General features: G+C 39.0%; 15 protein-coding genes. 14 read left to right on the forward strand and 1 reads right to left on the reverse strand.

All coding sequences use genetic code 11. The annotated features are described in order from the left end of the window. The first annotated feature begins 397 nt into the window (after positions 1-397). Genes qoxA through qoxD form a run of 4 tightly spaced genes read left to right on the forward strand, consistent with a single transcriptional unit; the run spans position 398 to position 4,377 of the window. Positions 398-1,501, forward strand: coding sequence for a cytochrome aa3 quinol oxidase subunit II (gene qoxA / locus C7J88_RS00175; protein WP_095116061.1), 1,104 nt, complete (start codon positions 398-400; stop codon positions 1,499-1,501). Positions 1,502-1,503: 2 nt separating this feature from the next. Continuing rightward, positions 1,504-3,489: a cytochrome aa3 quinol oxidase subunit I gene (qoxB, locus tag C7J88_RS00180; protein WP_095118118.1), complete on the forward strand. Its 1,986-nt coding sequence runs from the start codon at positions 1,504-1,506 to the stop codon at positions 3,487-3,489. After that, positions 3,482-4,090, forward strand: coding sequence for a cytochrome aa3 quinol oxidase subunit III (gene qoxC, locus C7J88_RS00185; RefSeq protein WP_095116063.1), 609 nt, complete (start codon positions 3,482-3,484; stop codon positions 4,088-4,090). Before qoxB ends, qoxC begins: the two co-directional genes overlap by 8 nt. Then, a complete protein-coding gene (gene qoxD / locus C7J88_RS00190) occupies positions 4,087-4,377 on the forward strand; it encodes a cytochrome aa3 quinol oxidase subunit IV (protein WP_095116065.1) in 291 nt (96 codons plus the stop codon). Before qoxC ends, qoxD begins: the two co-directional genes overlap by 4 nt. Before the next feature lie 219 nt (positions 4,378-4,596). Here qoxD and folD read toward each other — a convergent pair whose 3' ends face one another. Further along, positions 4,597-5,454, reverse strand: coding sequence for a bifunctional methylenetetrahydrofolate dehydrogenase/methenyltetrahydrofolate cyclohydrolase FolD (gene folD / locus C7J88_RS00195; protein ID WP_095116066.1), 858 nt, complete (start codon positions 5,452-5,454; stop codon positions 4,597-4,599). Positions 5,455-5,663: 209 nt separating this feature from the next. On the opposite strand from folD, the gene purE reads away from it, so the two are divergent. The 10 genes from purE to purH are packed head-to-tail and all read left to right on the forward strand — an operon-like array spanning position 5,664 to position 15,577. Beyond that, complete coding sequence (gene purE / locus C7J88_RS00200) at positions 5,664-6,146, forward strand: 5-(carboxyamino)imidazole ribonucleotide mutase (protein WP_095116068.1); 483 nt, start codon at positions 5,664-5,666, stop codon at positions 6,144-6,146. After that, entirely contained in the window at positions 6,133-7,260 is a 1,128-nt protein-coding gene (purK, locus tag C7J88_RS00205; protein WP_095116069.1) for a 5-(carboxyamino)imidazole ribonucleotide synthase, read from the forward strand. The genes purE and purK overlap by 14 nt, the downstream gene beginning before the upstream one ends. Before the next feature lies 1 nt (position 7,261). Further along, the gene (purC, locus tag C7J88_RS00210; protein WP_095116070.1) at positions 7,262-7,963 is read left to right on the forward strand and encodes a phosphoribosylaminoimidazolesuccinocarboxamide synthase; all 702 of its coding nucleotides are present in this window, start codon (positions 7,262-7,264) and stop codon (positions 7,961-7,963) included. A 3-nt stretch (positions 7,964-7,966) separates the two neighbouring features. Further along, positions 7,967-8,227 (forward strand): phosphoribosylformylglycinamidine synthase subunit PurS, encoded by a 261-nt coding sequence (purS, locus tag C7J88_RS00215; protein ID WP_095116072.1) that lies wholly within the window; start codon positions 7,967-7,969, stop codon positions 8,225-8,227. 1 nt (position 8,228) lies between these two features. Beyond that, positions 8,229-8,900, forward strand: a complete 672-nt coding sequence (purQ, locus tag C7J88_RS00220) for a phosphoribosylformylglycinamidine synthase I (protein ID WP_095116073.1) — start codon at positions 8,229-8,231, stop codon at positions 8,898-8,900. Next, positions 8,893-11,082, forward strand: a complete 2,190-nt coding sequence (gene purL / locus C7J88_RS00225) for a phosphoribosylformylglycinamidine synthase subunit PurL (RefSeq protein ID WP_095116075.1) — start codon at positions 8,893-8,895, stop codon at positions 11,080-11,082. Before purQ ends, purL begins: the two co-directional genes overlap by 8 nt. Further along, a complete protein-coding gene (purF, locus tag C7J88_RS00230) occupies positions 11,061-12,482 on the forward strand; it encodes an amidophosphoribosyltransferase (RefSeq protein WP_095116076.1) in 1,422 nt (473 codons plus the stop codon). The genes purL and purF overlap by 22 nt, the downstream gene beginning before the upstream one ends. Positions 12,483-12,485: 3 nt before the next feature. After that, positions 12,486-13,514 (forward strand): phosphoribosylformylglycinamidine cyclo-ligase, encoded by a 1,029-nt coding sequence (gene purM, locus C7J88_RS00235; RefSeq protein ID WP_095116077.1) that lies wholly within the window; start codon positions 12,486-12,488, stop codon positions 13,512-13,514. 2 nt (positions 13,515-13,516) lie between these two features. Continuing rightward, complete coding sequence (gene purN / locus C7J88_RS00240) at positions 13,517-14,083, forward strand: phosphoribosylglycinamide formyltransferase (RefSeq protein ID WP_095116079.1); 567 nt, start codon at positions 13,517-13,519, stop codon at positions 14,081-14,083. Between the two features lie 15 nt (positions 14,084-14,098). Beyond that, positions 14,099-15,577: a bifunctional phosphoribosylaminoimidazolecarboxamide formyltransferase/IMP cyclohydrolase gene (gene purH / locus C7J88_RS00245; protein WP_095116081.1), complete on the forward strand. Its 1,479-nt coding sequence runs from the start codon at positions 14,099-14,101 to the stop codon at positions 15,575-15,577. The last annotated feature ends 11 nt before the right edge of the window (positions 15,578-15,588 follow it).

The raw sequence follows: 15,588 nt of genomic DNA on the forward strand, positions 1-15,588 counted from the left end.
CATCGACAAGTCTTTTTCTTTTTATAATATCTCACTTGATAGCACATGTTCATTTTACAAATGAGAGAAAATGTAAGCTATTAGCAAATTCCCTATATCTATATGACAAATACCCTTCTTTTAATGATAAACATTTTCAATTACAAACATTTAGAAAGCGTTTCCAAACCTTGCCCCGCTTATATCTACTCACATTTCAATTGATTTTCTACGTTTTAAGCCATTTCACAAAATGTACACATATTTTTTGAGGTGCTCTCATCCCGTGCCACGCCTAGATTGGCAAGGTTATCACGTTTTTTTATTTGCCAAAATAACAAAAAGCCTCTTGTAAATATTACATATTATTTTAAAATTGGTATAAGCCCTACAATAGTACAATTAGGAGGTTAAAAAAGTGTCAAAATTAAAGTCTTTGCTTCTAACGTTTGGAACACTGTTTTTATTAACAGGTTGTTCTAATATGGAAGTCTTAAACCCAAAAGGGCCACAAGCAAGTGAATTGAGATTTTTGATTATCTACTCAATTATCTTCATGGTTGGCATTGTTGCGGTTGTATGTATCCTTTTTGCTGTTTTCACTTGGAAATACCGTTATACGAAAACAACAGAATCAGGTAAAGTACACCACAACGCAATTCTTGAAACAGTTTGGTTTATCATTCCTGTGTTTATTTTAATTGCATTAATGATTCCTACTGTTAAATCACTTTACGATTTTGAGGAGCCGCCTAAAGCTGAAGACGACCCAATCGTTGTCTACGCAGTCAGTGGCGGTTACAAATGGTTCTTCGCATATCCTGATGAAAAAATTGAAACAGTGAACCATTTAACAATTCCAACAAATCGTCCAATTACGTTCAAGCTTCAAGCGATGGACACAATGACAAGTTTCTGGATTCCACAACTTCACGGTCAAAAATATGCGATGACTGGAATGACAATGGAATGGACAATGCAAGCAGATGAGGAAGGTACTTATCGTGGACGTAACTCAAACTTCAATGGTGAAGGTTTCTCACGTCATACTTTCCAAGTTAATGCAGTAAGTCAAGAAAAATATGATGAATGGGTGAAAAAAGCGCAATCACAGAAAGTCATCGATCAAGATACTTTCGACAAACAACTTTTACCTATCACAAAAAATGAACAGTTAACATTCAGCGGTACGCACATGGCATTCGTTGATCCGGCTGCAGATCCGGAATACATCTTCCATGCATATAAACGCTTTAACTTTGTTCAGAAGGACTTAAACTTCACACATGATCAAACAACAGGTGTTTTAAGCGAACCAAACAAACCAGCACGTGAAGTGACGGTTACGAATGAAAACTACCCACGCCATGGTATGGAACCTGCTATCCTTAAGAACGATGAAAAATATGACAATGAGTTCAAGAAGGATGAAGAACATACAATGGATGAAATGGAATCAATTCAAAAAGGTGCCAAAGATGCTAAGGCACACAAAGATCATAAAAGTGGAGGTGGACATTAATGATGAACTTTCCATGGGATGAGCTTCTCGTACGTGGTAACTGGATGATTACCATGGCTCAAATTAGTGCACCATTCTTAGTGATTGGTGTCATTGCCGCAATTACGTACTTTAAGCTTTGGGGATATTTATACAAGGAATGGTTCATGTCAGTCGACCACAAGAAGATTGGTTTAATGTACCTAATCTGTGCCGTGTTAATGTTTGTTCGTGGTGGTATTGATGCGATCCTACTACGTATCCAATTAACAATTCCGGACAACCCATTCTTAGATTCAAATCACTATAACGAAATCTTTTCAACGCACGGTGTAATCATGATTATTTTCATGGCGATGCCACTTGTAATTGGTTTAATGAACATCATCATTCCATTACAAATTGGTGCACGTGACGTTGCATTCCCAGTACTTAACAACATTAGTTTCTGGTTATTTGTAGCAGGTATGCTATTATTCAACCTTTCATTTATTGTTGGTGGATCACCTGCTGCAGGTTGGACAAACTATGCACCATTAGCTGGTGAGTTTAGTCCAGGACCTGGTGTAAACTATTACCTAATCGCAATCCAAATCTCTGGTTTAGGTACACTTATTACAGGTATTAACTTCTTTGTTACAATTATGAGATGTAAATCTCCAAGTATGAAATTTATGCAAATGCCAATGTTTGTTGTGACAACATTTATCACAATGTTAATTATCTTATTAGCATTCCCACCACTTACAGTAGCACTTGCATTAATGACAACTGATAGAATTTTCGATACAGCATTCTTTACAGTAGCCAATGGTGGTATGCCAATGCTATGGGCAAACTTCTTCTGGGTATGGGGGCACCCTGAGGTATACATTCTTGTTCTTCCAGCATTCGGTATCTACTCAGAAATTATTCCAACATTTGCACGTAAACGTCTATTCGGTCACCAAAGCATGGTATGGGCGACAGGCGGTATCGCATTCTTAAGTTTCTTAGTATGGGTTCACCATTTCTTCACAATGGGTAATGGTGCATTAGTTAACTCATTCTTCTCAATCAGTACAGCGTTAATCTCTGTACCAACAGGTGTGAAGATGTTTAACTGGTTATTCACACTTCACAAAGGTCGAATTACATTCGAATCACCAATGTTATTCTCACTTGCGTTCATTCCGAACTTCGTAATCGGTGGGGTAACAGGGGTTATGTTATCAATGGCGTCTGCGGACTTCCAATACCATAACTCATATTTCTTAGTAGCACACTTCCACTACACAATCGTAGCGGGTGTTGTATTCGCTTGTTTCGCTGCCATGATTTTCTGGTATCCGAAAGCAATGGGATACAAGTTATTTGAAAAACCAAACGTATGGTTCTTCTGGATTTTCATGATTGGTTTCAACGTGACATTCTTACCACAATTCATCTTAGGTCTTGATGGTATGCCACGTCGTCTATACACTTATGGTCCAGAAGAAGGTTGGTTCTTATTGAACCTTATTTCTACAATTGGTGCAGGTATGATGTCAGTAGCATTCCTTATCTTCGTAGGAAACATTGTTTACAGTCATCTTAAAGCACCACGTGAAGCAACTGGCGACAACTGGGGCGGCTTAGGTCGTGGCTTAGAATGGTCTACGGCATCTGCAATCCCACCAAAATATAACTTCGCTATCACTCCTGAATGGGATGACATCGATACATTCGTTGAAATGAAACAACATGGTAAACATTATTTAGATGACCATAATTACACTGACATTCATATGCCAAACAACACACATATTGGTTTCTGGATGGGTGTATTCTTCACAATCGGAGGTTTCTTCTTAATATTCGAAACATTACTTCCAGCAATCCTATCATTAGTTGGAATCTGTGGATTAATGATTTGGAGAAGTTTCCAAGAAGATCATGGTTACCATATTCCTGCCAGCGAAGTTGCTGAAACAGAAGCACGTTTAAGAAAAGCACGTCAGGAAGAAAGGGAGGCTATGAGTCATGAGTAATAATAATGTCACTACAATTGATTCACGTACGCATGAGGGAAATTTAAACAAGCTAGGCTTCTGGATCTTCCTTACTGCTGAGTTTGCACTTTTTGGTACGCTTTTCGCGACATTGTTAATCTTGCAACATGGTGGTAGTTACGGCGGTATGATGACAACAGAATTGTTTGAACTTCCGCTCGTATTAATCATGACATTCTTACTTTTAGCAAGTTCTTATACTTGTGGTATTGCAATCTACTACATGCGCCAAGAAAAGAAAAATTTACTTCTAATTTGGATGGCAATCACTGTATTGTTAGGTGTTGGATTCGTTGGATTCGAGATCTACGAGTTCGCACACTATGCACATGAAGGTGCTACGCCACAAGTTGGTTCTTACTGGTCAAGTTTCTTTATCTTACTTGGTACACATGGTCTTCACGTATCTTTAGGTATCGTGTGGATTACAGGATTACTGATCCAAGTTGTAAAACGTGGATTGAATAAGTACAATGCGCCGAAGTTATTTATTTCAAGTTTATACTGGCATTTCCTAGATGTTGTTTGGATCTTCATCTTCACTGCCGTGTATATGATAGGGATGGTGTTTAGCGGATGAGTACTTTAGTAAAACATACAATAGGCTTTATCGCCTCAATTATCTTAACGTTATTAGCAGTTTTTGTAACACTTTACACATCATTAGCTTTAAATGCTAAAATCACAATTATTTTCGGTTTTGCATTTGTTCAAGCATTCTTACAACTCCTTATGTTCATGCACTTAACTGAAGGTAAAGATGGTCGACTACAACTTGCAAAAGTTATTTTCGCCATTATTATCACACTTGTTACAGTTATCGGTTCATACTGGGTTATGCAAGGTGCTCACGGTCATCACTTATAAGGTGGTGCCAAAGAGAAAGCACATACGCGCGGCGTATGTGCTTTTCTTATTTTCAATTAAGTGTGGCTGAATCTTATGGGTCTGGCCACCTTTTTAGTCATGGCAATGTAAAATAGAACATATGAAGATACGTATAGTTAAGAAAGGTTTCTAACACTTATACTGTTATCCAACAAAAGCGTGCAACCAATAAGATTGCACGCTTTTGTTATAGCAATTCTATTCTAAACCACGACGTATTTTTTCAGCAATAAGTGTATTATTTAATACCATTGTGATCGTCATAGGACCAACGCCTCCAGGTACAGGCGTAATCGCACCTGCGACATCTTTAACGGCATCATAGTCTACGTCACCTTTTAGCTTACCGTTTTCATCAGGTGTGTTTCCGACATCAATCACAACAGCCCCTTCTTTCACGTCGGCTTTTGTTACCATACATGGACGTCCAACTGCACTGACAATAACATCTGCATTGATGAGATGATCATGGATATTTTTACTGCGCGAATGCAAAACGGTTACTGTCGCATTTTGTTGTGTGAGAAGTTTAGCAACAGGCTGACCGACAATGTGACTGCGACCAATAACTACTGCATTTTTGCCTTCTAAATCAATATCAGCATGTTTTAGTAATTCCATTACGCCAAGTGGGGTACAAGGAATTAACTTTGCATCATCAAGGTATAAACGTCCAATATTGATTGGGTGAAAACCATCGACATCTTTGGCCGGGTCGATTGCATCTAATACCTTTTGTTCATCGACTTGTTTCGGTAGGGGGACTTGAACTAAAATACCACTCACCGATTCATCATTGTTAAGACGATCGAGTTCTTTTAATACATCTTCTTCTGATGTTTCTTCAGCTAAATGAATAACTTCTGAAATCATGCCAATTTTTTCAGCTGCTTTCTTTTTGGATCGAACATAACTCTGACTCGCTCCATCATTACCAACTAAAATTACAGATAACTTCGGTGTGAAGCCTTGTTGTTTTAATGACTCAACTTCATCTTGTAATCCTTGTCGATAATATTTCGCAATTTGTTTCCCATCTAAAATTTTTGCACTCATAACAAAAATCCTCCTTCGATTAATTCGAACTTTAAAACTAAATAAAAGTCTATATTCCAGCGAAAAACGAACAAAACACGTAAATTATTTGTAATTTTAACGATAAAGTTCGATTTTTGCGTTGAAATCTGCATGTACTATTGTTATGCTATACCTGTAATATACAACTAAAACGATTCTGATTTCAAATTTTTGAAAGGGTGTTCATATTGAAAGTTGCTGTCATAATGGGAAGTTCTTCGGATTGGGACATCATGCGTGAAGCATGTGATATGTTAACCGTATTTGACATTCCGTACGATAAGAAGGTTGTTTCTGCACATCGTACGCCACACATGATGGTCGAATTTGCGACGAAAGCACGTGAAAATGGCTACTCAGTAATTATTGCTGGTGCAGGAGGTGCAGCACACTTACCAGGCATGGTTGCCTCAATGACAACATTGCCAGTGATTGGCGTTCCGATTGAATCTAAAAGTTTGAAAGGTCTTGACTCTTTATTATCGATTGTTCAAATGCCAGGCGGTATTCCAGTGGCAACAACAGCAATTGGCAAAGCTGGTGCAAAAAATGCCGGAATATTAGCGGCACGTATGATAGGAATGACAGAGCAACGAGTAATGAAGAAGCTTGAAGTTTATGAAGTATCATTGATTGAGAAAGTCGAGGCGATGCAAGATGACCTTCAATAAGTTAAAAATAGGTCAAACGATTGGCATTATCGGTGGTGGACAGCTTGGGAAGATGATGGCACAATCAGCACAAAAAATGGGATTTCGTGTCGTTGTATTAGATCCTGATGAAACATGTCCTTGCCAATATGTGGCACATCAATTTATACATGCTGCATATGATGACATGGAAGCGTTGGAACGACTAGGTCAGATGTCAGATGTCATAACGTATGAATTTGAAAATATTGATGCACAACAATTAAAGATTTTGACACATTCGTATCATGTACCACAAGGTGATCAAGCTATTACGCTATTGCAAGATCGTTTAACAGAGAAGACATCTTTAAGAGATGCAGGTGTGAAAGTTGTTCCGTTCAAACATGTTCCAAATGTTGAAGCACTGAATGATGTTGTTGCATCACTTGGATATCCATTTATTTTGAAAACGCGTTTTGGAGGATATGACGGAAAAGGGCAACTGCTATTACGTTCAAACGCAGATTTAGACGAAGCCTACTCATTAGTCAAAAAACAGGAATGTGTAGCAGAACAATTTTTAACTTTAGAACGTGAAGTTTCATTGACAGCAACAGCTGGAAATAACGACCAAATCGTGTATTTTCCACTTCAAGAAAATGAACACCGAGATCAAATTCTGTTCAAAACAATTGTGCCGTCTCGAGTAGATCAAGCGATGGCAGCACGAAAAGAAGTGGAAAAGATAACACAAACCATTCATTTTGTTGGCACATTCACAGTCGAATTTTTTATTGATAAGATGGGTGAATTGTACGTGAATGAAATTGCACCAAGACCACATAATTCAGGACATTATTCAATTGAAGCGTGTGACTATTCACAGTTCGATACACATATCTTGGCGGTGGCAGGACATGATTTGCCAAAAAGAATTGAGTTATTAAAACCAGCTGTGATGATGAACTTACTTGGAAGGGATCTCGACGCATTAGAGTCACAGTTTGATGCACATCCAGAGTGGCATGTTCATATCTATGGCAAGGAAACACGTAAACCTGCACGTAAGATGGGACATATGACGATATTAACAGATGATACGACAGAAACAGAGCAAGCGATGTTGACATTATTTGAAGGGAGAAACGACTAAGATGAGTCTTTTATACGAAGGTAAAGCGAAACGTATATATGATACAGACGAGACGAATGTTGTGAGAGTTGAGTATAAGGATGAAGTGACGGCAGGTAACGGTGCAAAAAAAGATAAAATGACAGGTAAAGGGCGTTTGAACAACCAAATTACTGCACGTATCTTTGAACATTTAAGTGCACAAGGCATTGAGAGTCACTTTATACGCCAATTTTCAGAAACAGAACAACTGGTTAAAACAGTTGATATTATCCCTCTAGAAGTCGTTGTGCGTAACATTGCGGCAGGATCTATTACAAAGAGACTCGGATTCGAGAAAGGGCATTTGTTTGATCAACCGCTTGTTGAGTTCTTCTATAAAAATGACGACTTGAATGACCCACTAATTACAGATGACCAAATCCAACTTCTGCAGATTGCAACGATAGATGAAATTCAACAATTGAAACAACAAGCATTACAAGTGAATAAAGCTTTAGTTCAACTCATGGATCAAATGGGATTATCACTCGTTGATTTCAAAATTGAGTTTGGCAAAGATTCAACGGGGACGATTCTTTTAGCTGATGAAATTTCACCAGATACATGTCGCATATGGGATAAGGAAACAAAAGAAAATTTCGATAAAGATGTTTATCGTGAAGACACAGGATCACTTATTGATACGTATCAAGCATTTTTAACAAAATTGGAGGCATTATAAATTATGAAAACGATCGAGTTACACATCACATTACAACCACAAGTTTTAGACACGCAAGGACAAGCATTAACACGTGCTGTACATGACTTAGGTTATGAGCAAGTGAATGACATTCGTGTCGGAAAAGTATTGTATCTTACAGTTGATGAAGCATCCGACGAAGCAGTACACAATATTGTAACAACACTTAGTGAGAAGTTATTTGCGAATACAGTGATTGAAGAATATAGTTATCATGTTTTGGATGAAAAGGAGAATGCATAATATGAAATTCGCCGTCCTAAGATTCCCGGGATCTAACTGTGATAGAGATATGTATAATGCAGCGATCAAAGCGGGAGTAGATGCAGAATATGTTGATTATCGAGAAAAGTCATTAGATGGATTTGATGGTGTTTTAATTCCGGGTGGTTTTTCATTCGGCGACTATTTAAGATCAGGTGCCGTTGCAGCTGTTGCACCTGTCATTGAAGAAGTGAAACGTTTGGCAGATGAAGGAAAACCCGTACTTGGTGTTTGTAATGGATTTCAAATTTTAACAGAAATTGGTTTATTACCAGGTGCATTATTACACAACGATTCGCATCTATTCGTGAGTCGTAACGAACCACTTACAATTGTAAATAATCAAACGCCATTCACATCGCTTTATGATAAAGGTGAAACAGTCGTTTACCCAGTTGCGCATGGAGAAGGGCATTACTACTGTACAGACGAGATTTATGAACAATTGGTTCATAACAATCAAATTGTTTTGAAATATCAAGATAATCCGAATGGGTCACATGATGATATTGCAGGAATTATCAATGAACGAGGTAATGTATGTGGTATGATGCCACACCCAGAACGTGCACTAGAACAAATTTTAGGAACAGACAGTGGTGTAAAATTATTTGAATCTATGGTGAAAAGCTGGAGGGAACAACATGCCTAAATTTTTAGAACCAACTGCCGAAGAGATCAAAACACAAAAAATATACCGTGAAATGGGTCTCAGTGATGCAGAATTTGATAAAGTCGAAACGATTTTGGGAAGAAAGCCAAACTATACAGAAACAGGTATTTTTTCCGTGATGTGGAGTGAACATTGTTCTTACAAGCATTCCAAACCATTTTTAAAGCAATTCCCAACAACAGGTGAACATGTCTTAATGGGACCTGGTGAAGGTGCAGGTGTCGTTGATATTGGTGATAATCAAGCAGTTGTATTTAAAGTTGAGTCGCACAACCACCCTTCAGCGATTGAGCCGTATCAAGGTGCGGCAACAGGTGTAGGTGGTATTATCCGCGACATCGTATCAATCGGTGCACGTCCGATTAATTTATTGAATAGTTTGCGTTTCGGTGAACTGACTGAGAAAACGAATCGTCGCTTATTACGTGGTGTTGTTGCTGGTATCGGTGGTTATGGTAACTGTATCGGTATTCCAACCACTGCTGGTGAAATTGAGTTTGATGATCGATATGACGGTAATCCACTTGTTAATGCGATGTGTGTTGGTGTGATTGATCACGATATGATTCAAAAAGGGTTAGCACAAGGCGTTGGTAATTCAGTGATTTATGTTGGATTAAAAACTGGACGTGACGGTATTCACGGTGCAACGTTTGCATCAGAAGAGTTGACTGAAGAAAGTGAAAGCAAACGCCCATCTGTTCAAATCGGCGATCCGTTTGTTGGTAAAAAGTTGATGGAAGCAACTCTTGAAGCGATCACATACCCAGAACTTGTTGGTATTCAAGATATGGGGGCAGCTGGTTTAACGTCATCATCATCTGAAATGGCAGCTAAAGGTGGCAGTGGCATTCACTTACAACTTGAAAAAGTACCTGTACGTGAAATGGGTATCTCACCTTATGAAATGATGTTGTCTGAAACACAAGAGCGTATGTTATTAGTTGTTAAAAAAGGAACAGAACAAAAGTTTTTAGATTTATTTGAGAAACATGAACTGGACAGTGCTGTTATCGGTGAAGTTACAGACACAGATCGCTTTGTCTTAACTTATGAAGGCGAAGTATTTGCAGACATTCCTGTTAAACCTTTGGATCATGAAGCGCCTGTTTATGTGTTAGAGGGAGAACCATTAAAGCATGATAAGCCAGCGAATGATTATAGTGGAATTGATGTTGAAGATGTGTTTGATCGATTGTTAACACATCCAACAATTGCTTCAAAACAATATTTGTATCGTCAATATGATCAACAAGTTGGGGCGAATACAATTGTTAAACCAGGTTTACAAGCGTCTGTTGTACGTGTAGAAGGTACGAATAAAGCGGTTGCGTCGACAATTGATGGTGAGGCACGCTATGTGTTTAACGATCCATATGAAGGCGGCAAAATGGTTGTAGCAGAAGCGTATCGTAATCTAATCGCAGTTGGAGCAAAACCTTTAGCGATGACGGACTGCTTGAATTATGGCTCACCTGAAAAGAAACATATTTATCAACAACTGATTGACTCAACTCGTGGTATGGCAGAGGCATGTGATGTGTTAGAGACACCAGTTGTTTCAGGTAACGTGTCACTTTATAACGAAACACGTACGTCGTCTATTTTCCCAACGCCTGTTGTAGGGATGGTAGGTCTCATTGAAGATATCGATTACCTTCGTGATTTTACACCTTCTGCTGGTGATAAAGTGTACGTGGTTGGCGAAACAACAGATAATTATGGTGGTAGTCAAGTTGAAAAGTTATTATACGGTGATGTGAATCATGAAACAGAAACAGTTGACTTAACAGAAGAAGCAACAAAAGGTGAAGCAATTCGAAAAGCGGTTCGAGAAGGTGTGCTTTCACATGTTCAAACAGTCGGAAAAGGTGGATTACTCATCATATTGGCACGTATGAGTGCATTCTACAATTTAGGGTTAGATGCAACTGTTGATTTGAGCAATGCACAGCTATTTAGTGAGACACAAGGTCGTTACGTCGTTGTTGTGAAAGCAGGGCAAACATTTGCGCATGACAATGCTGTTGAAATTGGTACACTCACTGACAATGATGACTTTAAAGTAGCAGCACAACACAAAACATTACACCGTCGTACATCTGAATTGAAAGAAGCATGGGAAGGGGCAATCGAAGCATGTATGACATCCGTGGATTAAATGAAGAATGTGGTGTATTCGGCATATGGAATCATCCTTACGCTGCCCATTTAACGTATCTGGCACTACACAGTCTTCAACATCGCGGGCAAGAAGGTGCTGGTATCGTATGCTCCAACGGTGAACAATTATTCGGTGCACGTGGCATGGGATTGCTTACTGAAGCGATTTCAGATGAGCAACTCAAGTCATTGGAAGGATATCAGAGTGCCATCGGTCATGTCCGCTATGCAACGACAGGTGCTAGTGAAATTTCGAATGTACAGCCATTCTTATTCAAGCATTCGAAAGGTGATTTAGGATTGGCACATAATGGTAACCTGACGAATGCACATCAAATACGTCGTGCAATTGAATCAGAGGGCGGTATTTTTCAAACGACAAGTGACTCAGAAGTACTAGCTCATTTATTAATCAAAGGAAAGTCAAAACATATTAAAACAAATCAAAAAGCGGCGTTAAACCAAGTGAAAGGTGCATTTAGCTGTGTCATATTAAACGAAAAGCAATTAACAGCTACACGTGATAACTGTGGTGTCCGTCCGTTAATGCTAGGAAAAGTAGATGGCGCATACTGTGTTGCCAGTGAAACATGTGCCTTTACGGCGATTGGTGCAGAATATATTCGCGATATTGAACCGGGAGAGTTAATTACGTTCTCTGGCGACAATGACGTAGATTATGACTCTTACACGCCTGACACTCATCAACATATGTGTTCGATGGAGTACATCTACTTTGCACGACCTGACTCTGAATTTCAAAAGCATTCTATCTACCAAGTGCGCAAAGCATTAGGACGTCAATTAGCAAAAGAAATGGGTATCGAAGCAGATATCGTGATTGGAGTTCCTGACTCATCTTTACAAGCTGCAAAAGGATTTTCAGAAGAGACAGGTATCCCGAATGAGCAAGGGCTATTAAAAAATAGATATATCGGTAGAACGTTCATCACACCTGATCAAAGTGTACGTGAAAGACAAGTACGTATGAAACATTCACCGATTCGTGATGTTGTAGAAGGCAAAAGCATCGTCGTCATTGATGATTCTATTGTACGTGGGACCACAAGTAAATACATTGTTAAAGCATTAAAATCTGCAGGTGCACGTGAAGTGCATATGGGTATTTCATCACCACCTTTAAAAAATCCTTGTTATTACGGTATTGATGTGTCAACACATGCAGAGCTAATGGCTGCGCAATATTCAGTAGAAACAATTAAAGAGATGATTGGTGCAGATTCATTAACGTATCTCTCTGTTGAAGGAATGCATGAAGTCTTCAAACAGTATGGCTCTAAAGGGGAGTGCAATGCTTGCTTTACAGGGAATTACCCGATTGAAATTGTTGATAATCTATTACCAGAAGTTAAAGAATTGAAAAGAAGAGGAGTGTAGTCAATGGCTGAGTCATACAAACAAGCCGGTGTTGATATTGAAGCAGGATATGAAGCAGTGAAGCAAATGTCAAGTCATGTCGAACGTACGATGCGTCGAGAAGTTTTAGGAGGGCTCGGAGGATTTGGTGCTACTTTTGATCTTTCACAATTGAACATGAAAGCACCAGTGCTCGTATCAGGAACAGATGGTGTTGGAACGAAATTAAAACTAGCCATTGATCACAATAAACATGACACGATTGGAATAGATGCTGTGGCAATGTGCGTCAACGATATTTTGACAACAGGTGCAGAGCCGCTTTATTTCTTAGATTATATTGCAACAAACAAAGTTGTACCAGAAGTGATTGCACAAATTGTTAAAGGAATCAGTGATGGTTGTGTCGAAACAAATACGGCACTCATCGGTGGAGAAACAGCTGAAATGGGCGAAATGTATCACGAAGGTGAATACGATGTAGCAGGGTTTGCCGTTGGAGCTGTCGAAAAAGAAGACTATATTGATGGATCAGAAGTTAAAGCTGGCGATGTGATCATTGGATTGGCTTCTCACGGTATTCACTCAAATGGCTTCAGCTTAGTACGACGATTAATCGAACAGTCAGGCATTGATGTCCATGAAAAATTCGACGGTGAACGTTCATATCTTGAAACATTTCTCACGCCGACAGCACTTTATGTAAAACCGGTGTTAGCTGTTAAAGAGCAAGTGCGTATTAAAGCGATGACGCATATTACCGGCGGTGGTTTTTACGAAAATATTCCACGTGCCTTACCAGAAGGAAAAACAGCGGTAATTAATACGTCAGCATTCCCAACACCTAAAGTGTTCGACTGGCTTCAAGAAGTAGGACGTATCGATTTAGATGAAATGTATCATATTTTTAATATGGGTATTGGATATACATTAGTAGTCGATGCAGAAGATGAAGATCGTGTTCATGAAATTTTAAAAACGATGAATGTTGCAGCTTATTCAATTGGAACAGTTACTGAAGAAGCAGAAGCCATTCGTTTAGTGGAGGCGTAACAGTGGTTAAAATTGCAATTTTTGCATCAGGATCTGGAACGAACTTTGATAACATTATGCAACGTGTAAAAAAAGGGGTATTACGCAATATTGAAGTGACGGCATTGTATACAGATCAGCCGACAGCGGCATGCGTACAACTAGGACAACAACATGGGTTACCGGTTCATACTTATAGACCTAAATCATATGTTGATAAACTAGCGTACGAGCAAGACGTGTTGAAACAGTTAGAAGCAGAACAAGTAGAATGGATTGTGTTGGCAGGTTATATGCGTTTAATCGGTAATACATTACTCGATGCATATGAAGGGAAAATTTTAAATATTCATCCTTCACTTTTACCGAAATACAAAGGTATCGACGCAATTGGTAAGGCGCTAAATAATGGGGAACTTGAAACGGGAACAACCGTTCATTATGTCGATGCAGGTATGGATACAGGACAAATTATTGCACAACGAAAATGTCCGATATATCAGGACGATACGAAAGCAGCATTAGAAGACCGCATTAAAAGTTTGGAATATGAATTATATCCAGAAGTCATACAACAGATTATTCGATAAGGAGCTTGAAATAGGATGAAAAAAGCGATATTGAGCGTTTCTAATAAAACTGGTATTGCAACATTTGCGAAAAAACTTGTAGCAGAAGGTTTTGAGTTGTATTCAACAGGTGGTACATACCGTGCGATTGAAGAGGCAGGTGTGCCAGTAGCATCAGTATCAGAACTGACACAATTTGATGAAATTATGGATGGGCGTGTAAAAACATTACATCCAGCAGTACACGGTGGTATTTTGGCAGATCGTGATAAACCTGAGCATCTTGAACAGTTAGCAGCACAAAACATTGATTTAATTGATATGGTCGTTGTGAACTTATATCCATTTCAAGAAACAATTAAAAATCCGAATGTGACTGAGATGGATGCGATTGAAAATATTGATATTGGTGGACCAACGATGTTGCGTGCAGCTGCTAAGAATTTCAAACATGTTGTAACAATTGTAAATCCTGATGATTATGATGAAGTTATTTCAAGATTACAAGCGGATACTTTGTATGAAGCGTATCGCAAATCATTGATGATTAAAGTTTTTAAACATACTTTTGAGTATGATCAGGCAATTACGAATTATTTTAGTAACAATGAAGAAGTATTGCGTTACGGTGAAAACCCACAACAAGCAGCGACATTTGTTCGTACATCTACGGCACCTAATACGCTTGCAGGCGCGATACAACATCACGGCAAGCAGTTGAGTTATAACAATATTAAAGATGCAGATGCGGCGTTAACATTAGTGAAACAGTTTGAAAGTCCTGCAGCTGTTGCGGTGAAACATATGAATCCATGTGGTGTAGGTATTGGAGAAACGATTCATGAGGCTTATTTAAATGCCTATGAGGCGGATAGTCAATCTATTTTTGGTGGTATTGTGGCGCTGAACCGTCCAGTGACTAAAGAATTAGCTGAGTCACTACACAGTATTTTCTTAGAAGTAGTCATTGCGCCAAGCTTTGATGAAGCGGCTTTAGCTGTCTTACAACAAAAGAAAAATATCCGTTTGTTAGAAGTAGAAATGACAAGTGACCCATCTGAACAAGAATTTGTCTCTGTATCAGGTGGCTATCTTGTACAAGATAAAGATACATTTGATGTACCAAAATCTGAAATGAAGGTTGTTACTGATGTCGCACCGACAGATGAACAATGGGAAGCACTTCTTCTTGGTTGGAAAGTCGTAAAAGCAGTGAAGAGTAACGCAATTGTGTTAGCAAACCGTAAGCAAACAGTGGGCGTTGGTGCAGGACAAATGAATCGTGTCGGGTCAGCTGAAATTGCGATTGAACGAGCAATTGAGATGAATGACAACGTTGTGCTTGCATCAGATGGATTCTTCCCAATGGATGATACGGTAGAGACAGCGGCAAAAGCAGGGGTTAAAGCGATTATTCAACCGGGTGGCTCTATTAAAGACCAAGATTCAATCGATATGGCGAATAAATATGGTATCGCAATGGTGACGACAGGCATGCGTCACTTCAAACATTAAGGAGGCCGTGC

The organism is Staphylococcus muscae (assembly GCF_003019275.1).
Classification (GTDB): Bacteria; Bacillota; Bacilli; order Staphylococcales; family Staphylococcaceae; genus Staphylococcus; species Staphylococcus muscae.

Bases quoted from the DNA above. Each gene is read 5' to 3' on its own strand.
- qoxB (WP_095118118.1), top strand. From the start codon at position 1,504: ATGAACTTTCCATGGGATGAGCTTCTCGTACGTGGTAACTGGATGATT.
- qoxC (WP_095116063.1), top strand. From the start codon at position 3,482: ATGAGTAATAATAATGTCACTACAATTGATTCACGTACGCATGAGGGA.
- qoxD (WP_095116065.1), top strand. From the start codon at position 4,087: ATGAGTACTTTAGTAAAACATACAATAGGCTTTATCGCCTCAATTATC.
- folD (WP_095116066.1), bottom strand. From the start codon at position 5,454: ATGAGTGCAAAAATTTTAGATGGGAAACAAATTGCGAAATATTATCGA.
- purK (WP_095116069.1), top strand. From the start codon at position 6,133: ATGACCTTCAATAAGTTAAAAATAGGTCAAACGATTGGCATTATCGGT.
- purC (WP_095116070.1), top strand. From the start codon at position 7,262: ATGAGTCTTTTATACGAAGGTAAAGCGAAACGTATATATGATACAGAC.
- purS (WP_095116072.1), top strand. From the start codon at position 7,967: ATGAAAACGATCGAGTTACACATCACATTACAACCACAAGTTTTAGAC.
- purQ (WP_095116073.1), top strand. From the start codon at position 8,229: ATGAAATTCGCCGTCCTAAGATTCCCGGGATCTAACTGTGATAGAGAT.
- purL (WP_095116075.1), top strand. From the start codon at position 8,893: ATGCCTAAATTTTTAGAACCAACTGCCGAAGAGATCAAAACACAAAAA.
- purF (WP_095116076.1), top strand. From the start codon at position 11,061: ATGTATGACATCCGTGGATTAAATGAAGAATGTGGTGTATTCGGCATA.
- purM (WP_095116077.1), top strand. From the start codon at position 12,486: ATGGCTGAGTCATACAAACAAGCCGGTGTTGATATTGAAGCAGGATAT.
- purH (WP_095116081.1), top strand. From the start codon at position 14,099: ATGAAAAAAGCGATATTGAGCGTTTCTAATAAAACTGGTATTGCAACA.